General features: G+C 65.4%; 17 protein-coding genes and 2 tRNA genes. 4 read left to right on the plus strand and 15 right to left on the minus strand.

The window, feature by feature from the left end; all coding sequences use genetic code 11:
- Window positions 1–1,374 carry an FAD-containing oxidoreductase gene (locus L2A60_RS01725; protein ID WP_235702643.1) on the minus strand — a complete coding sequence of 458 codons (1,374 nt, stop codon included), beginning with the start codon at window positions 1,372–1,374 and terminating at the stop codon, window positions 1–3.
- A gap of 88 nt (window positions 1,375–1,462) precedes the next feature.
- Here L2A60_RS01725 and L2A60_RS01730 point away from each other — a divergent pair, with 88 nt between their 5' ends.
- Both L2A60_RS01730 and L2A60_RS01735 read left to right on the plus strand, forming a co-directional pair.
- Window positions 1,463–2,263 carry a phytanoyl-CoA dioxygenase family protein gene (locus L2A60_RS01730; protein WP_235702644.1) on the plus strand — a complete coding sequence of 267 codons (801 nt, stop codon included), beginning with the start codon at window positions 1,463–1,465 and terminating at the stop codon, window positions 2,261–2,263.
- 6 nt (window positions 2,264–2,269) lie between these two features.
- Entirely contained in the window at window positions 2,270–3,625 is a 1,356-nt protein-coding gene (locus L2A60_RS01735) for an NAD(P)H-dependent oxidoreductase (RefSeq protein WP_235702645.1), read from the plus strand.
- An 11-nt stretch (window positions 3,626–3,636) separates the two neighbouring features.
- Here L2A60_RS01735 and L2A60_RS01740 read toward each other — a convergent pair whose 3' ends face one another.
- From L2A60_RS01740 to L2A60_RS01790, 11 genes are all read right to left on the minus strand, one after another.
- Window positions 3,637–4,410: a ferredoxin--NADP reductase gene (locus L2A60_RS01740; protein ID WP_235702646.1), complete on the minus strand. Its 774-nt coding sequence runs from the start codon at window positions 4,408–4,410 to the stop codon at window positions 3,637–3,639.
- 94 nt (window positions 4,411–4,504) lie between these two features.
- On the minus strand, window positions 4,505–4,777 hold the full coding sequence (locus L2A60_RS01745; protein WP_235702647.1) for a hypothetical protein: 273 nt from the start codon (window positions 4,775–4,777) through the stop codon (window positions 4,505–4,507).
- Window positions 4,778–4,963: 186 nt separating this feature from the next.
- Window positions 4,964–5,887 carry an SDR family NAD(P)-dependent oxidoreductase gene (locus L2A60_RS01750; protein ID WP_456237160.1) on the minus strand — a complete coding sequence of 308 codons (924 nt, stop codon included), beginning with the start codon at window positions 5,885–5,887 and terminating at the stop codon, window positions 4,964–4,966.
- Window positions 5,888–5,913: 26 nt separating this feature from the next.
- Window positions 5,914–7,059 carry an acyl-CoA dehydrogenase family protein gene (locus L2A60_RS01755; protein WP_235702648.1) on the minus strand — a complete coding sequence of 382 codons (1,146 nt, stop codon included), beginning with the start codon at window positions 7,057–7,059 and terminating at the stop codon, window positions 5,914–5,916.
- Window positions 7,052–8,122, minus strand: coding sequence for an acyl-CoA dehydrogenase family protein (locus tag L2A60_RS01760; protein WP_235702649.1), 1,071 nt, complete (start codon window positions 8,120–8,122; stop codon window positions 7,052–7,054). The genes L2A60_RS01755 and L2A60_RS01760 overlap by 8 nt, the downstream gene beginning before the upstream one ends.
- Complete coding sequence (locus tag L2A60_RS01765; protein WP_235702650.1) at window positions 8,119–8,997, minus strand: MaoC/PaaZ C-terminal domain-containing protein; 879 nt, start codon at window positions 8,995–8,997, stop codon at window positions 8,119–8,121. Before L2A60_RS01765 ends, L2A60_RS01760 begins: the two co-directional genes overlap by 4 nt.
- Entirely contained in the window at window positions 8,994–11,096 is a 2,103-nt protein-coding gene (locus L2A60_RS01770) for an acetate--CoA ligase family protein (protein WP_235702651.1), read from the minus strand. Before L2A60_RS01770 ends, L2A60_RS01765 begins: the two co-directional genes overlap by 4 nt.
- Complete coding sequence (locus tag L2A60_RS01775; RefSeq protein ID WP_235702652.1) at window positions 11,093–12,250, minus strand: thiolase; 1,158 nt, start codon at window positions 12,248–12,250, stop codon at window positions 11,093–11,095. The genes L2A60_RS01770 and L2A60_RS01775 overlap by 4 nt, the downstream gene beginning before the upstream one ends.
- On the minus strand, window positions 12,251–12,631 hold the full coding sequence (locus L2A60_RS01780) for a Zn-ribbon domain-containing OB-fold protein (protein ID WP_235702653.1): 381 nt from the start codon (window positions 12,629–12,631) through the stop codon (window positions 12,251–12,253).
- A gap of 109 nt (window positions 12,632–12,740) precedes the next feature.
- Complete coding sequence (locus L2A60_RS01785; protein WP_235702654.1) at window positions 12,741–14,111, minus strand: MFS transporter; 1,371 nt, start codon at window positions 14,109–14,111, stop codon at window positions 12,741–12,743.
- Between the two features lie 76 nt (window positions 14,112–14,187).
- Window positions 14,188–15,915 (minus strand): acyl-CoA dehydrogenase family protein, encoded by a 1,728-nt coding sequence (locus L2A60_RS01790; RefSeq protein ID WP_235702655.1) that lies wholly within the window; start codon window positions 15,913–15,915, stop codon window positions 14,188–14,190.
- A 217-nt stretch (window positions 15,916–16,132) separates the two neighbouring features.
- On the opposite strand from L2A60_RS01790, the gene L2A60_RS01795 reads away from it, so the two are divergent.
- Window positions 16,133–16,930 (plus strand): IclR family transcriptional regulator, encoded by a 798-nt coding sequence (locus L2A60_RS01795; RefSeq protein ID WP_235702656.1) that lies wholly within the window; start codon window positions 16,133–16,135, stop codon window positions 16,928–16,930.
- A 1-nt stretch (window position 16,931) separates the two neighbouring features.
- Here L2A60_RS01795 and L2A60_RS01800 read toward each other — a convergent pair.
- A tRNA-Thr gene (locus tag L2A60_RS01800) sits at window positions 16,932–17,006 on the minus strand.
- Between the two features lie 86 nt (window positions 17,007–17,092).
- Between L2A60_RS01800 and L2A60_RS01805 the strand changes: the two genes are divergently transcribed.
- A tRNA-Ala gene (locus tag L2A60_RS01805) sits at window positions 17,093–17,168 on the plus strand.
- A 304-nt stretch (window positions 17,169–17,472) separates the two neighbouring features.
- Here the strand turns inward: L2A60_RS01805 and L2A60_RS01810 are convergent.
- Complete coding sequence (locus L2A60_RS01810; protein ID WP_235702657.1) at window positions 17,473–17,853, minus strand: hypothetical protein; 381 nt, start codon at window positions 17,851–17,853, stop codon at window positions 17,473–17,475.
- Window positions 17,854–17,944: 91 nt separating this feature from the next.
- Window positions 17,945–18,382, minus strand: a complete 438-nt coding sequence (gene rplQ / locus L2A60_RS01815; RefSeq protein WP_235702658.1) for a 50S ribosomal protein L17 — start codon at window positions 18,380–18,382, stop codon at window positions 17,945–17,947.
- Between the last annotated feature and the right edge of the window lie 52 nt (window positions 18,383–18,434).

Below are 18,434 nucleotides of genomic sequence, written 5' to 3' on the forward strand. Positions count from 1 at the left end.
CTACGGCCGGAGGTCTCCCAGCATTGTCGGGATCAGTTCCGACACGGTGGGATGGATCGGCATCGAGCGCCGCAGGGTGGCGGATGGCGCCTTGGCGGTCATGATGCCCAGCACGCCGTGGATCGCCTCGTCGCCGCCGACGCCGAGGATCGCGGCACCCAGAATGGCGTCGGTTTCGGCATCGACCACGATTTTCATGAACCCCTGGGTTTCGCCTTTCTCGATGGCGCGCGCGATCCTGGTCATCGGCCGCGTGCCGACGCGGATTTTGCGCCCGGCCTTGCGGGCTTCGGCTTCGGTCATGCCGACCCGCCCGAGCGGCGGGTCGATATAGAGCGCGTAGGCAGTGATCCGGTCGCTGACCCGGCGCGCATCATTGTCGAGCAAATTGGCCGCGACGATCTCGAAATCATTATAGGCGGTGTGGGTGAAGGCGCCCCGGCCGTTGCAATCGCCGAGCGCCCAGATGCCCGGCACGCTGGTGCGCAACTGGTCGTCCACCACGATATAGCCGCGCTCGTCCAGTGCGACGCCCGCCTGATCCAGGCCGAGATCGTCGGTGTTCGGACGCCGCCCGACCGCCAGCAGCACGTGGGAGCCCACGATTTCCGGCGCGCCGGATGTGCAGTTCACGCCGGCGGCGATGTCGGTGCCGCGCGGCGCGAAGCTGATGCAGTCGGCATCGAGGCGGACGGCAATTCCTTCAGCTTCGAGGATGTCTTTCACTGCGTCGGACACGTCCTCGTCGTCGCGGGCGATCAGGCGCGGGCCCTTCTCGATGATCGTGACCGCGCTGCCGAAGCGGCGATACATCTGGGCGAATTCCAGCCCGATATAACTGCCCCCGACGATCACCAGATGGCGCGGTGCCTCGTCGAGTTCCAGGATGGTGGTGTTGGTGAGATAGTTCACCCGATCGAGGCCCGGCATGTCCGGGATGGCGGCACGCGCGCCCGCATTAATGAAAATGCGCGCGGCGGTGATCCGCTCATCGCCCACGCGGATCTCACGGAGCGATTCAAAGCGTGCATGATCTTGATAGACGGTGCACCGCTCCATGCCCCTTAGCCATGTTTCGACGTTCTGGCGTGACGTGCCCGAAACCGCGTCTTTCCGGGCTTTGACCGCCGCCATGTCGATTTCGACCGAACCGCCGAGCGTCACGCCGAAATCGGCGGCGCGGCGTGCCAGGTGAGCGGCATAGGCGCTGGCGATGAGCGTCTTGGTCGGGGTGCAGCCGGTATTGACGCAGGTACCGCCGAACAGCTTGCGCTCGATCAGGGCGACGGTCATGCCGGATGAGGTGAGGCGGCTGGCGAGCGGCGGTCCGGCCTGGCCAGCGCCGATGATGATGGCGTCGAAACTCCTGCTCATGCGGCAGAGATGGGCAACGCCGGGGTGTTTGACAGGGGGGACGGCACGGGCGCAGGTTTCGGAATTCCAAAAACCCTGTGGAGGAACCATGCACCTGAGCCAGGAGCAGATCGACGATTTCAACGAACAAGGCTGGCTGTTCCTGCCCGAATTGTTCGATGCCGGCGAAGTCGCCCTGCTCAAGCGCGAAGCCGAGGCGATCTATGCCCAGCAGCGCCCGGAAGTGTGGCGCGAAAAAAACGGCGCGCCGCGCACCGCCTTCGCCGCGCACACCTATAACGAGGCGTTCCGGCTGCTGGGTGCGCATCCGCGGCTAATCCGCCCGGTCGAGCGGATTTTCGGCGAACGCCTCTACATGCATCAGTTCAAGATCAACGCGAAGGCGGCCTTCACCGGCGAGGTGTGGCAATGGCACCAGGATTACGGCACCTGGAAGCGCGACGACGGGATGCCCGAGCCGAAGGCGATGAACATCTCGGTGTTTCTCGACGAGGTGATGCCGATCAACGGTCCGCTGCTTCTGGTGCCGCGCAGCCATCTAGCCGGCGATCTGGAGGCGACGCACGATGTCGAAACCACATCCTATCCGTTATGGACGCTGGACAACGAGACGGTGACGCGTCTGGTCGCCCAGGGCGGCATTGTGGCCCCCACCGGCAAGCCGGGTGGCGTGCTGATGTTCCATGGCAATCTGGTGCATGGCTCGGCCGGCAATATCACGCCCTATCCGCGCCGGATCGTGTATCTGACGCTCAACGCCGTCTCCAACTTCATTCGCACGCCGACCCGCCCGAGCTTCATCGCGCATCGGGATTTCGCACCGATCGAGCCGGTGGCGGACGATGCGCTCGGGCGCATGGCGCAAGGGTTTCAGGCGGCGGCGGAATAGCGCGCGGTGAACCTGCATCATCTGCTGGCGCAGCGCGTCGCGGCCGAAAAGCCGGTGCGTGTGGTGCTGATCGGCGCCGGAAAATTCGGCGCGATGTTCCTGGCCCAGGCGCCGCACACGCCGGGGCTGGAAATCGCCGCCATTGCCGATCTCGACCCCGATCGGGCGCGCGCGGCGTGCCTTGGCGTCGGATGGCCGGATGAATCCATCGAAGCGACCGATTTCACCGACGATGCATTGGCGGCGATCGCCCGAGCGGATGCCGAAATCGTGGTGGAGGCGACAGGCAACCCGGCGTTCGGCATCGTTCACGCGCGCGCCGCCATGGCCTGCGGCAAGCATGTGGTGATGGTGAATGTCGAGGCGGATGCGCTCGCCGGACCGCTGCTCGCGGAGGAGGCGCGGCGCGCTTGCGTGGTCTATTCGCTGGCCTATGGCGATCAGCCGGCGCTGACCGCCGAACTGGTCGATTGGGCGCGAGCCTGCGGATTCCGGGTCGTCGCGGCGGGCAAGGGCACCAAATATCTGCCGTTCTACCATACTGTCACGCCCGCGACCGTGTGGGAGCATTACGGGCTGACCGAAAATGAAGCTCGTGACGCCGGAATGAACGCGCGGATGTTCAACTCCTTCCTCGACGGCACCAAATCGGCGATCGAGATGGCGGCGATCGCCAATGCCACTGGGCTTGACGTGCCGGATGCCGGGCTGGGGTTTCCGCCCTGCGGGGTGGATGATCTGCCGCATATCCTGCGCCCCCGAAGTGCGGGCGGCGTGCTCGATCGCGCCGGCATGGTGGAAGTGGTCTCGTCGCTGGAGCGCGACGGCAGGCCGGTGTTCCGCGACCTGCGCTGGGGCGTGTATGTGGTCCTGGAAGCGCCGAACGACTACGCCGCCGCGTGTTTTCGGCAATACGGCCTCAAGACGGATGCGTCAGGCCGCTACGCGGCGATGTACAAGCCCTATCATCTGATCGGTCTGGAATTGAATATTTCCGTCCTGTCCGCCGCCTTGCGCGGCGAACCGACCGGCCAGCCGCGCGGTTTTTTGGGCGACGTGGCCGCGATCGCCAAACGGCCGCTGCGCGCGGGCGAGACGCTGGATGGCGAAGGTGGTTATACGGTCTGGGGACGGCTGATGCCGGCAGAGGCAAGTTTGCAGGCGGCCGCGCTGCCGATCGGGCTTGCCCATCACGCCCGCCTGCTTCGCGATGTCGCGGCGGGTGAAACCGTGCGCTGGGCCGATGTGGACCTGCCGGCTCATGACGCGGCATCGCGAACCGCGATCGACGCACGGCGCTGCATGGAGCGCCGCTTCGCCGGCGCGCATCACGGCGGCACCGTCGTACCCGCAATGGTATAAGGCGCTATCCCCTATTTCTCGACGAAGGCTTTCTCGATCACATACTGGCCCGGCCGCGCCAGGCTGCCTTCGACGAAATCCCGGCTGTCGAGGAATCCGGTCATGTCGGCGAGAAAGGCCGGACTGCCGCACAGCATGACCCGGTCCTGCGCCGGCGCGATCGGCGCCAAACCGCGCGCCGCGAGGGCGGCGCCCGATTCGAGCAGCGCGGTGATCCGCCCGGTGGTGGCGAACGCCTCGCGGGTGACCGTCGGGATATAGATCAGGTGCTCACGGATCTGCTCGCCGAGAAATTCGTGGCACGGCAAATCCTCGGCGATGAAGTCCCGATAGGCGAGGTCGCCGATATGCCGGACCCCGTGCATCAGGATCACGGTCTCGAACTGGTCGTAGGTTTCCGGGTCGCGGATGATGCTGAGGAACGGCGCGAGGCCGGTGCCGGTCGCGAGCAGGAACAGCCGCCTTCCCGGCGTCAGCCCATCGAGCACCAGGGTTCCGGTGGGTTTGCGCCCGATCAGGATCGGGTCGCCCGGCTTGATCTGCGCCAGCCGCGAGGTCAGCGGGCCGTTCGGCACCTTGATGCTGAAGAATTCCAGACTATCGTCGTAATGCGCGCTCGCCATGCTGTAGGCGCGCGATATCCTGCGCCCTTCGGCTTCCAGCCCGACCATGGTGAACTGCCCGCTGCGAAACCGGAAGCCCGGATCGCGCGTGGTCGAAAAACTGAACAGCGTGTCGCTCCAGTGGCGCACGCTGATGACGGATTCGGTTTGCTGCTCGGCCATGATTGCCCCTTAGCATAGATGGGAAATATTGCCTTATCGCTGGGGCGCGTTCCGAACAGAACAGATATGCCGTCCGGCGGTCGGGGGCGGGCGATCAATTGTTCTGGTTGCGTTCGCCCTGCTGAGTCATCGAATGGCTTGGCTTTGAGCTGTAAGGCGAGTTGATGCTCTGGTGCTGCCCCGTCCCCGGCGTCGACAAAGGCTGAGTGGTTTGGTGGCGCTCACCCTGCTGCGCCATCGAATGGTTTGACTTTGAATTGTAAGAGGGATTCTGGGCCGGACCCTGGGTCACGGTCGCGGCGAACGCCGAACACGTCATCAGAACCGAAAACGCCGCAACGCTTGTCAACATCGATCGTGTCTTCATGGTCTATTCCTTTTGCCAAATCAGAGGATTCCCAATTTGGGGGCCTATGATGAAGAACTCCTGGAAGCTTCGTGTATTTAAGGAGTGTCGAGCCGTAAGGTATAATGAATATGGTATACCAGATATGCCTTAACGTGAATGGCCGGGGTAAAGTCGAGCCCGTGTATCAGACTGACGAAATCGTGGTCAGACCGGGTCCCAGCTGAACACGTCCGGGCTGCGGTCGAGCGGCGGCAGCGAGGCGCGCAGGGCCGGATAGGCGTGTTCGGCGATCAGCTTCGGGGTCCAGCCTTCGCCGCGATGCACCGAGCGGATCGGCCGGCTCTGGCTCATCAGCAGAATCTCGTTGTGTCTTGCCGCGAAAACCTGGCCGGTCACGTCGCGCGCGGCCTCCGAGGCCAGGAACACGGCGAGCGGGGCGTTCTTGTCGGGCGTCATCTGCCGCAGCTTCGCCACCCGCGCCTTCTGTTCCGGCGTTGCGGCCGGAATCGAGTCGGTCATCCGGCTCCAGGCGAAGGGCGCGATGCAGTTGGAGCGCACCTTGTAGCGCTGCATGTCGAGCGCGATCGATTTCGACAAGGCGACGATGCCGAGCTTGGCCGCCGAATAATTCGCCTGCCCGAAATTGCCGACCAGACCGGAGGTGCTGGTCATATGCACGTAGGCGCCCGATTCCTGGCGCCGGAAATGCTCGGCGGCGGCGCGGCTGACGAAGAAACTGCCGTTCAGATGGACGTTGATCACCGCGAGCCAGTCTTCCGGCGCCATTTTATGGAAAATCGCGTCGCGCAGGATGCCAGCATTGTTGACCACGATGTCGATACGGCCGAACGCATCCAGCGCCGCCTGCACGATGCGCTGCGCCGAGTGCCATTCGCCGACGCTTTCGGCGCAGATCGCTGCGGCACCGCCGCGCTGCTCGATGATCTGCTTGGTCTGTTCGGCCGGGGTTCCCGATCCGCCCGCGCCGGTCAGCGACACGCCGATATCGGCGATGAGCACCGAGGCGCCCGCCAGCGCCATGGCCAGGGCGATCTCGCGGCCAATGCCGCCGCCCGCGCCGGTGACGATCGCGACCTTGCCATCCAACATCCGCTCTGCCTGCATCATGTTTCCTTTTTTCCGTATCCGGGCGGTCAGCCCGGCAGCCCCAGCACGGTCCGGGCCAGGATGTTGCGCTGAATCTCGTTCGATCCGCCGTAGATCGTCACCGGACGCGCCTGCAGGAACAGGCCGGCGGGGTTGAGATCGCGGTTGCCCTCCATCGGCTCCAGTAGCCCCGCATTCTCGGCGGCGATCTCCAGCATCGTGTCGGTGATCCGCTGATAAAGCTCGCTCTGATGCAATTTGAGCATGGAAGCATCGGCCCCCGGCATCTCGCCGCGCCGCAGGATCTCCAAATAGGTTTCGTAAAGCGATGTATGATCGGCGAGGTCGAGCCGCAGGCCGGTATAGCGGTCCTGGAAGACGGGATCGTCCCAGCCCCCCATGCGCTGCGCCAGCAGGCGCAACCGCCCGAGCGCATAGGCCGACTGCTTCGGCGAGCCGATCATGACCCGCTCGAAGCCGAGCAGCGCCTTGGCCATGGTCCAGCCCTGGTTCACCGCGCCGACGAGATTGTCGTGCGGCACGCGCACGGTGTCGAAAAACACCTCGCAGAACTCGTCGTGCAGGTCGAGATTGACAATCGGTCGCACGGTAACGCCCGGCGCATCCATCGGGACCAGGAAAAAGCTGATGCCCTCCTGCTTCTTCGCGGCGCGGTCGGTGCGCGCGAGAACAAAGATCCAGTTTGCGTCGTTGGCCAGCGTGGTCCAGGTTTTCTGCCCGTTCAGCACCCAGTCCTCGCCCTCCCGCACCGCCGTGGTCGCGACGCTGGCGAGGTCGGAACCGGCATTCGGCTCACTATAGCCCTGGCACCAGATATGCTCGCCCGACAGAATTTTCGGCAGGAACCGGCTCTTCTGCGCTTCGGTGCCGTAGCGGATGAGCAGCGGGCCGAGCATGACGATGCCGTGGTCGTTGGTGCGCGCGACGCCGTGGCGTTCATATTCGTCGAGCATGATGAGCTGTTTCGCGGCCGAAAGCCCCATGCCGCCATGTTCGCGCGGCCAGCCCGGCGCCAGCCATCCTTTCTCCGCGAGCTTCAGATACCAGACCTTGTTGTCCCGCCAGTGCAGGCGCTTTGGCGGGTTGCGCAGCTCCGGCGGATAGGCTTCGCGGAGCCAGCGCCGCACCGCGAGTCGGAAATCCTCGTCGTCGAGCGCGTTCAAGTCAGTCATGGTCCGTCTCCGGCAGAAGGCGCGCATAGCGTGCGCGGTGCTCGGCGGCGCTGCCGTGCAGATTGGCCAGCACCATCGCCTTGCGCAGATAGAGACCGATATCGGCCTCGTCGGTGTAGCCGATCGCGCCATGCAACTGGATCGCCTGGCGCGTCACCAGCATCGATGCCGTGGCCGCACGGGCCTTGGCCCGCGAGACAGCAGCCGCGCGTGGCGCGGCCGGGCCGGCGGAATCAAGCGTCGCGGCGGCGCTCTCGACGCTGGCACGCGTGAGGGCGATCTGAATGCCGAGATCCGCCGCGCGGTGCTGCAGCGCCTGAAAACTGCCGATCGGCCGGCCGAATTGCCGGCGCGTGCACAAATAGTCGAGAGTCAGCGCGAAACTCCGCTCCATCGCGCCGAGCAGATAGGCGGCGAGCGCCAGGGCCGCCTCGTCCAGCGCCTCGTCCACCGCGTCTTCCGTCGCAGCCGCGACCGCCTCGGCCGGCGCATCGTCGAGCGAGAGCGTGCCGAAATGCCCGCCATCCTGGGTTCCGGCGATCTCAAGCGAAACGCCGGGCGCGTCGGCGCGCACCAGCGCGAGGCCATCATGTGTCGTAACCAGGAAGGCATCGGCACAGCTTGCCATCGGCACGAACAGCTTGCGGCCGGTGACGCGCCCGTCGCGCAGCGCGGCATCCCGCCCGGCGGCGATCGCGCCGGCGCGTTCCTGCCAGGCCGGCAGCACGATCCGCTCCCCGGCGAGCAGCGCTTCCAGCGCTTCGCCCCGCAGCAGCCGGGCCGCAAACGCGCCCTGGATCAGCGGCTCAGGGACCAGCCCGCGCCCAAGCTCCTCAACCAGGGCGCAGAATTCAGCCATCCCGAGCCCCGAGCCGCCTTCCGCTTCCGGCAGGCGCAGCCCCGGCCAGCCCATCGCGCACATCTCCCGCCAGACATCCCGATCGATGCCAGGCGCGCCGGAGCGCAGCGCCCGCACCCGGCGGAGATCGCCCGGCGGCACCACCGCCCCGGCGCTGTCGCGGATCATCCGCAGGTTTTCCGACCGGTCGGCCGCCACGCTCACCGTTTCGGCCCTCCGTCCGGCGCGCGCTCGAACACGGCGTGTCCGTTGTTCACCACGATCTCGTCGCGTTCCAGGACGCGGGCTCGGAAGGAACCGTCCCGCCAGATTTCGGTGCGAATCGTCTCGCCCGGCAGCACCGGTGCGGAAAACCGCAGATCGAGGCTGCGGAAAGCGGTGGTGTCGTAATCCCCCAGAACGCGCAGCAGCGCATGGGCGACGACGCCAAGCGTGCACAACCCATGCAGGATCGGGCGCGGAAACCCTGCTTGCTCCGCAAAGGTGGGATCGGCATGCAGCGGATTGTCATCGCCATTCAGGCGGTAAAGGAGCGCCTGCTCCGGCCGGGTCGGCAGGTCCACGACGAATTCGGGCGCGCCCTCCGGCATCGGATGCGCCGGGCGCACGGGGCCGGACGGACCGCCAAATCCCCCATCGCCGCGCAGGAAGGTGGTGCTGCGCGTTAGCGCCAGCACATCACCGCTGGCGGCGTCGATCACCTGTTTCTCCGAATAGAGCAGCGCGCCGCGCCCCGCGCCCTTGTCCACCAGCCCGGTGATGCGGGTGCGGCCGATGACCTCGCCCTCCACCGGCAGCGGCCGGAGAATTTCCACGCTCTGCTCGCCGTGCACCACCCGCACGGCGTCCACGCCGGTACGCGGGTCGAGCAGCCAGAAGCCGGGATGGCCGAGCACGACAGGCATCGACGGCAAAACGCGCAACGTCCGGTGCTGATCGACGAAGTCGAGCTGCCGCGCGTCGAGCGGGTCCTGCCCGAGCCCTACCGAGAGCGCGTAGAGAATCGTGTCCCGCCGTGTCAGGCGCTGCCGGACATCCGGGATCGGGAAATTCAGAAGGTGGTCGGGATTGATCGTCATGGCGGTGCCTCCAGCTCCAGAACGGCATCGAGCGCGTAGGCCCCGCCACTATCCGGCATCGCGAGCACGGGGTTGAGCTCAACCGACAGCAGGCGCGGTCCGGCCCGGTGCGCGAAAACCGACAGCCGGGACAGCATCCGGCCCAGCGCACCGAGATCGGCGGGCGGCCTGCCGCGCGCGCCAAGCAGGAGCGGTGCACCACGAATACCGCTAATCATGTCCATCGCCTCCGCCTCGCCGAACGGGCAGCGGCGAAACGCGACATCGCGCAGGATTTCGACGAAAATACCGCCCAGGCCGAACATCGCGACCGGGCCGAAGACCGGATCGCGATGAATGCCGAGGATGCATTCCACGCCGCCGCGCAACTGCTTCGCCACCAGGACGCCGTCGATCCGCGCGGACGGCGCCGCCGCCTTCGCGCGCGCCAGCAGCGTGGCATAGCCGGCCCGCACTTCGGCTGCGTCACTGATATCGAGCAGCACGCCGCCGATTTCGGATTTGTGCTGAATATCGGGGGACAAAATCTTCATCACCACCGGAAAGCCGAGCGCCGCCGCCGCGGCAACCGCCGCTTCGGCGCTTGCACAGCTTTGTTCCGGCGCCGCTTCGATGCCGATTGCCGCGAGCAGCCGCTTGGCTCCGGCTTCGTCCGGCGAGCGATCCGGCAAGTCGATTGCGGGAACCGCAGGCAGCTTGCTGCCCGGACCGCGCGCGAAGGCGGCGCCGAAGCGGCCCATCGCATGAATCGCGACCGTCGCGCGGGTCGGGTCCTCGAAAACCGCGAAGCCGTCCGCCTCGTATTGCGCGACCAGTTCGGGCGACGCGAGAACCGAAAGAATATAGAGCCGGTCGGGATGACGGTCGCGGACCCGGCTCAGTTCGGCGCGCAGCCGCGGCGCGATAGACTGCGCGCCGCCGGTATGGGTGAAAAACGCGAGCACGGAACTGTAGCCGCCCTCGTCCACCATGGCTTCAGTGAACTGGCCGACCAATGACATGTCGTTGAACACATGCGCCGTGCAATCGACCGGGTTCGCCGGTGCCGCGAACGGCAGCAGGGTTTTGAGGCGTGCCTGGGTCTCCGGCGGCATCAGGGGCATCTCCAGCTCCAGGGTCTCCGCCGCATCGCTGACCAGCACGCCGGCGCCACCGCTGACCGTAATCATGCCGAGCGTATTGCGCATGGGGTAGATACGGCGCGTCGCGAGATAGGCGATGTCCAGCATCTCCTCGGTGTTGCGCGCACGCACCGCACCGAACTCCGCCAGCACGGCGTCGGTCACCGCGTCGTTCCCCGCGATCGATGCCGTGTGGGACCGCGCGGCCGCCTGCCCGCGCTCGCTTCGCCCGACCTTCATGACCACCACAGGCTTGTGCGCAAGCCGCGCCGCCTCCAGCGCAGCCATGAAGCTGGCCGAGCAGCGGATGCCTTCGGCATAGACGGCGATGACGTCGGTGTCCGGGTCGCGGACCATCCAGCCGATCACTTCGCCAACCGTCACGTCCGCCTCGTTTCCGGTGGTCACGCAGATCGGCGCGCCGATCCGCCGGTCCCGCGCGGCGGCGAAAACATGTGTGCCATAGGCACCCGACTGGCTGACGATGCCGATACGGCCGGGCAGCGGATATCCGGTTTCGAGACTGGCGGAAAATATTCCGTAAAACCCGATGCGCGCGTTGAACAGGCCGAGGACGTTGGGGCCGAGCAGCCGCATGCCGTGAACCCGCGCCGCGGCCAGGAGACGATCCTGCGCCGCCGCGCCATCCGCGCCGGTCTCGGCGAAGCCGGCGGCAAACACGATCGCCGCCTTCACGCCGCGCGCACCGAGATCGGCCACCGCCTGCTCCGCCGCCGCGCCAGGGACGGCGACGATCGCGACGTCGGGCACGCACGGCATGCTCGCGACCGAGGGATAGGCCGGCAGCCCCTGGATTTCCGTCCGGTTCGGATTGACCGGCAGGATCGCGCCCTGGAAGCCGGCATCGCGCATATAGGCGATCGGCCTTCCGCCGATCCGTGTTGGATCGGTGGATGCCCCGATGATCGCGACCGAGCCCGGCGCGAGCAGCGCATCGAGCCCGATATCCCGATTCATTGCGTCACCGTTGCGGCGCTGCCGAGCAGCGCCGTTACTTGGCTCGACAAAGTGCCGCCATTGCCATGGCACAATGCAACCTCGCAGCGCGGAAGCTGCCGTTCACCGGCATCGCCGCGCAACTGGGTGACGGCCTCGATAATCAGAAACATGCCGTACATGCCGGGATGCACGCAGGAGAGTCCGCCGCCATTGGTATTCACCGCGAGGCGCCCGCCCGGCGCGATCGCGCCGTCCTGGACGAAGCGCCCGCCCTCACCTTTCGGACAGAAGCCGAGATCTTCAAGGAACAGGATCGTGTTGATGGTGAACGCATCGTAGAGCATGACCAGATCGACATCGCCAAGCGCGAGACCGGCCATCTCGAACGCGCGCGGACCGCTTTCCGCCGCCGCGGTGACGGTCAGATCGCGCATCTGCGCGATCGAGCGATGCGAATGCGCTCCGGCGGCACCGAGCAGGAAGGCCGGCTTTCGCTTCAGGTCGCGGGCGCGGTCGGCGCGGACCATCACGCAGGCGCCGCCGCCATCGGTGACGAGGCAGCAATCATATTTGGTCAGCGGATCGCTGATCATCCGGCTCGACAGCACGTCTTCGCGCGACAGCTTGCCGCGCGCAAACGCATCGGGATTCCAGTTCGCCCATTGCCGCGCGGCGACCGCGACCTCCGCCAGCATCGCGCGCGTGGTGCCGTATAGGTGCATGTGCCGGCTCGCCGCGAGCGCATAGGCAGTGATCGGGTGGCGCGGCCGGTACGGCGCCTCGTGCCATTGGGTTTCGCTCATCGACACCAGGCGGCCGCTGGCGGTGCGCTGATTCGACCCGTAGCAGATCAGCGCCACATCACACAGCCCGGCATCGAGCGCGAGCGCCGCCTGCAGAAGATGCATCTCGAAGGATGCGCCGCCGATATTGGTGCCGTCGAAAAATCGCGGGCGGAGTCCGAGATATTCGGCGACCGACAGCGTCGGGAACGCGTGACTGCTGGTCGCGGCGAAAATGCCGTCGATATCCGCGAGGCTGAGGCCGGCATCGGCGATCGCCGCCAGCGACGCTTGGGCAAGCAGTTCCATGGCGGTGCGGCCCGGCGCCTCGCCCAGCCCGGCGGTTCCGATCCCGACGACGGCACTACGTCCGCGCAATGCATGCGCCATTTATTCCGGCTCCTTGAGCACATCGAACACCACGAACGGCTCGTCGCCCTCGGCAACGATCCGGGCCATCACCCTGGTGCCGATCGCGACGCTCTCGACGCCGTCGATCCGGCTCATCAGGCGTGGACCTTCATCCAGTTCGACGAGCGCGACATTGTAGCTTTCGTCCCGGCCGCGATTGACGGTGATGGCATGGACAATGCCGGTTCCGGCCGCCGCCACCCAGGCAAGATCGGTCTCGCCGGTTTCCGGCACGGCAACGCGCGGATAGAATATATAACGTCCTGTGGACCGGCTGCGCTGGATCATGAACCGACCGGCACGCAGATGCTCCCGATACTGTGCCTCGGGCCCGTTATCGCTGGCGGCTGTGCTGGTCATCCATCCCCCGATCCCGATGAAGTTCCGGCGTGAAGCCGATTTTCCTGATCTTCGATTGGCCTATAATTCTCATTGAAGAATGACAATCTCCATAGGGAATTTTGTGTTTCTATATCGAAGGCAATTCGCCGGTCCGGCGCACCCCCAGGGTGACGATCAGGATGGCGCAGACGACCATGAGCCCGGCGAGCAATCCGAAGACGCCGCGCGCACCCCAGCCCGCCATCGCCGCCAGCACGACGTAAGGCGCGATCATGCCGCCGATATGGCCGCCGCCATCGGCGATGCCCATGGCCGATGCGCGAATCCGGGTCGGAAATATCTCCGACGTATAGATGTAGCCCACGCCCGCATTGAACAGGATGTTCAGCGCGACGAGCAGGGCGCCGATCACCATGGCGGTACCGCTCCGGCTGGTCGCAAGAACCGCAAGCCCGATGGTGTAGGTGATGCTCGACAGGCCGAGCAGATAGCGCCGCGGAACCCGATCGAGCAGAAGCAGCGGCAGGGCCGCGCCGACCGGAAACGCGAGATCGCCCAGGGCGGTGTAGAGCAGCCCGTGCGGCTGTTGAATCGTCATCTTGTCGAGAAGAACCGTGCCGAATCCGAGAAACGCATAGGTCGCGACATAGAACAGGGTCCAGTAGGTCGTGACCACCAGAACGCGCGACAGATAAGGCGGCCGGAACAGATCGAGGAATCGAACCGACATGGCACTTGCCGGCAGCACCGCCTCGGCCACCGGAGGAATGCTCGCGATCGTCATGCCCCGCGCGCGCAGCACCGCCTCCATCCCCGCAACGATCCGTTGCGCCTCGCCGTAGCATCCCTTGGCGGCCAGCCAGCGTGGCGATTCCGGCAGAAAGTAGAGCAATGCGGCGGGAATCAAGGCCAGCACGCCGAATCCGAGCACCAGCCGCCAGCCGATCTCGCCGGCGGACAGCAACGCCATCGCGACGAACGGCGTCACCGCATCGCCGATACCGCCGGCGATGATGTTGCGCTGAATGTTACGTCCGCGCTGTGCACTCGGCGATAATTCGTTGATCATCGTCGCACTCAGCGAAATCTGCGCCCCGATGCCCATGCCGCTGAACAGCCTGAACACCGCAAGCGACGCGATGTTCCAGGACAGGCCGCACAGCACGGAGGATGCGGCGAGCAGAAGCATCGTCACCAGCAGGGTGTTGCGCCGGCCCCACGAATCCGCGAGATGCCCCAGGATGACGGCCCCGATGATGTAGCCGATCAAACTCGTCGTCAGCGGCAGCGCCTCTTCCGCGCCGCTCAGGTGCAGCGCATGCGCGATATTCGGCAATGTCGCGCCGATCGCGATGATGTCGTAGAACGAGAAGAAATATGCCGCGGCAAACACTGCTTTCCCAGCAAGCGTCAGCCCCCAGGCCGGCAGCCGGTCGATCCTGGCGCCGATTTCCGCCGCGCGGTCCTCATCGGCATGAGTCATGGTCGCACTGTTCATTTATCTCCCTTTGCGGCAAAATGGTTCTGCTTCTGCTTGCGGCCCCGAACAGGTTGTTACCTGGAAACCGTCTGTCCTATTCTGGACAGAATCGCATCGCCTCCTCGATCGGCATCGTCCGCGCCTCGACGATGGCGCGCAGCGCCTCCGCATCGGGCCCTCTGTCCTCCAGTGCGAGCGGGTCGAATGGCATCAGCCGGTGCCGGACGACCAGGTGGCCGAGGGCGAGGCGCTGGAAATCCGGCGCCATCCGCGCGGCTTCCCAGGCCATGAAGACGGCGCTGCAGAGATGGTACAGGGCGCTGCCGGCCTGGCGGACCCGCTCCGTATCCTGGCGCTCGGCAACCCTGGTGACGGCACCGATGGTTTTGCCGATCAGGCGCCGCATCAGCGCGTCACTTGGCTCCGGCAGCGCCGCCTCGTCGAGCAGCCTGGCCAGATAGGCCGAGAGCGGCTCGAGGCAGGCTTCGCGGCGGGCGGCGCGCGCGATATCGAGCGCTACGATGTTGCTGGTGCCTTCCCAGATCGATCCGAGATGCGAATCGCGCACCAGCCTCGGATCGGACCATTCCTCGATGTAGCCGACCCCACCACGGACTTCCATCGCATCACCGGTCACCCGGCGCGCGTCGCGGCAGGCCCGGAACTTGATCAACGGGGTGAGAATGCGGACCAACTTGGCGGCCTCGGCATCGCCGGCATCGGCGCGATCGAGGCAGCGCGCGGTATGCATGAACATCGAGCGCGCTTGCTCGGCCGGCAGCAGGATTTTCGTCAGCTGCCGGAGCATCAGCGTCATGTCGGCCAGCTTCTGGCCGAAAGCGTGCCGCTCGCGTGCGACATGCAATGCCTCGGTCGCGGCGCGCCGCATCAGCCCGGCGGCGCGAACGCCATTGGACAGGCGTGACATGTTGATCATGTCCGCCATCTGATGAAACCCGCGACCGACCTCGCCAATCAGATAGGCCAAGGCGCCATCGAGCACGATTTCGCCGCTTGCCATCGAACGGCTGCCGAGCTTGTCCTTGAGACGGACGATCCGGTAGGAATTCCGCGCGCCGCCCTCCAGCACCTTCGGCATCAGGAACAGCGCGATCCCGGCAATGCCGTCGGCGGCACCCTCGGGCCGCGCCAGAACCATCGCGAGATCCGCATCGGGGTTAGAGCAAAACCATTTTTCGCCGTAAAGGCGCCATTCCCCGCCTTCGCGCACGGCGCGCGTCGCGATCCGGGCGACATCGGAGCCGGCGGCCTGCTCGGTCATGAACATCGCGCCCTGAAAAGCGGTGTCCGAATCGCGCGAAATCAGAAAGGGCAGATAGCGCCGGACCAGTTCTTCCGAACCGAAACGGCGCAGGGTCCGGGCCAGCGAGTCGGTCATGCTGAGTGGGCAGCAAAGTCCGAACTCAGCCTGGACGAAAAGAAAGGTCAGCGCATATTTGACCAGCGAAGGAATTCGCTCGCCGCGATGGCTCATGCCGGCAAGCCCCAGCTCGCCGAACGCAACGCGTTCAAGCGCCGTGTAGCTCGGATGCTTGACGATGCTCTGGATCGCCTCGCCCCGGCGGGTGCGATGCCGCAGAACCGGCGGGTTTTTGTCGGCGGTCAGAGCCCATTGGTCGAGCTCGTCGGAGGCGCGCTGGCCGAGATCGATCAGCGTCGGCTCAAGCGCCGAAAACCGGTCTTCCCCGAGATAGAGCCTGAGCAGGCCGGAGAAGACCGGATCACTGCGATAGAGATTGATCCCGCTGGCATCGGGAACGTTGTCATGTCCCGCCTGGGGTAGCGTCATCGGATGATCCATGCGCCAATCTCCTTGCCAAGGCCGAATATCGCCGGCTTCCCACCCGGTTCCCCCACCATGGGATGCCGCGTTCCGACCGGTTCGCGAGCAGGTCCGATGGCGATGACCTGCCAGGGACGATCTGCCCGTGATGGCCGCGCAGCGGCGAAAATCCATTGCATTTCACCTGAAAACGGCTCATATCCTTCTCCATAAAGAATGTCAATCGGAATCAAGAATGAAGTCGGAAAACAAAGTGCAGGGCGAAGTTGGCGCAGTCGTCCACGCGATCCGCATTCTCCGCCATCTGGCGGCAACGACGACTCCGCTCGGCGTCGCCGCCATCGCGCGCGAGACCGGCATCAATCCGAGCACCTGCTTCAATATCCTGCGAACCCTGGCGCGCGCGCGCTTCGTCGCGTTCCGGGACGGCGACAAGACCTACACGCTCGGGATGGCGGTGGCGGAACTCGCCACCGGGCTGGTCGGGCTGCGCCATGCCGAGCTGATCCGGCCGGAGCTGGAACGGCTCGCGCTCAATTACGACATGCTCCTGGTCCTGTGGCGCATCAGCGAGGACGGCCATATCGCCCTGATCGACCGCGCGCATAGCGAAACGGCGGTGCGTGTCGAGATGCGCCTCGGGCTGCGTCTGCCCGCGCTGGTCGGCGCCGTCGGGCGCTGCGTCGCCGCGGCGCTCGACCTGCCGGTAGCCGAATTGCGGCGGCGCTTCGCCACGCTCCGCTGGCAGAACCCGCCGACCTTCGAAAGCTACCGGGCCGATATCGCCCGCGCCGGGATCGACGGCTGGGCGATCGACGACGGCCAGCTCTATCGCGGCCTGCAGACGGTGGCGTCGATCGTTACCGACGAGACCGGGCAGCCGCGCTTCGGCCTCAGCGGCATCACCATCGCGGACCAGCACGGGCACGAAATCCTTGTGCGGCTCGGCGCCGATCTCCACGAGGTCGCCACCATCACCAGCGCGTCGCTCTACCCGTCCGTCTCTCGCATCGCCGGAATGCTGCAATCGTAGGTGGTGCCGGGTGAGGGATTTGAACCCCCGGCCTTCGGTTTACAAAACCGCTGCACTACCGCTGTGCTAACCCGGCATCAGGTCGCTTCTTATCACGACAGCCTCCCGGTTCCACCCCTTGCAGGCCCGGCCAACCCGGTTTATACGCCCGCCATTGCCGGTGGGGCCATAGCTCAGTTGGGAGAGCGCCTGAATGGCATTCAGGAGGTCGGCGGTTCGATTCCGCTTGGCTCCACCAATTAAATCAATGATTTTTACCCCCTCTTGTATACAGGGCATTTGTCATTGCCCCCCGGCGGACCCGGTGAGCAGGCACAGTGTGACGAGTTTAAGCTCATCACACTCAACTCTTTGTTTGGGCGCGCAATTAAACGGCTGTGCTGGATCGCTCCGCGATGCCATCAAATGCCGTATTGCCAAGTGTTCCGTTTCGGAAATTCATAGCACGCTATCGGGCAATGCAAACGAATTTCCGAAACGATAGAACTTTACAACAAAATTACGCGGATCGGCGCCGAAGGACAATCGGATATGTGGGCAGGTCAGTCGCCGCTACTCGGCCGGACCACCAGGTTGGAGGATGGCAAATGGCATTCCTGTGCGGCGGAGGTGACGGCACCATTATCCACCCGATCATAAACCACCTGCACGTGATTGCTGATCGAATTGGTCGACGAATTCGCCGTGATATCGCCGCTTTGCAGGCTCGGCGCCGCGACGACATACACCGTGCCGCCCAGCTTTTTCTGCAACTGGCTCTGACAATAGAGCACGGTCTGGCGGGAGGCCGGCTTCAGCCCCGACAAAAACGTGGCATTGTCGGCCTTGGCGGCACTGGCGGTTGTGGGGGCGCCGCCCATCCCCGAGGAGCAGGCGGCGAGAAGAAGGGCGGCCGGCAGGCCGAAGAATGTCAGTTTTGTCATGCCGTGACGATAACGCGGCGCGCATGGATTGCAACGAAAAAGGCGCAGCCGGAGCCGCGCCTTTCGCTAACCTCAAGCGTTCGTGAGATGGTCAGGCGGCCTGATCGGCCGCCTCACCCTCACCTTCCTTGGCTTCCGGCTTCGGCCCGCTATCCTGCCCCTTAGCCGCTGGATCGCGCTCGACCAGTTCAATCACCGCCATATCGGCGGCGTCGCCGTAGCGCATTCCAGCCTTGAGCACGCGGGTATAGCCGCCCTGCCGCGCCTTGTAACGCTCGGCCAGGGTGGCGAACAATTTGCTCACGATCACGTCGTCGCGCAGCATCGCGTGGGCCTGACGGCGCGCATGCAGCCCGCCGCGCTTGCCCAGAGTGATGAGTTTCTCCGCGACCGGCCGGAGCTCCTTGGCCTTCGGCAGGGTGGTGGTGATCTGCTCGTGCTTCAGCAGGGCCACCGCCATGTTGCGGAACATGGCAGCGCGGTGGGACGTGGTGACACCGAGTTTACGTCCTGCAACACCGTGACGCATTTGGGTTACTCCAGATCAGAAAAAAGTCGAAACCAACGACAAAGGCGAAAGC

The sequence above is a fragment of the Acidiphilium iwatense genome (genome assembly GCF_021556475.1).
Classification (GTDB): Bacteria; Pseudomonadota; Alphaproteobacteria; order Acetobacterales; family Acetobacteraceae; genus Acidiphilium; species Acidiphilium iwatense.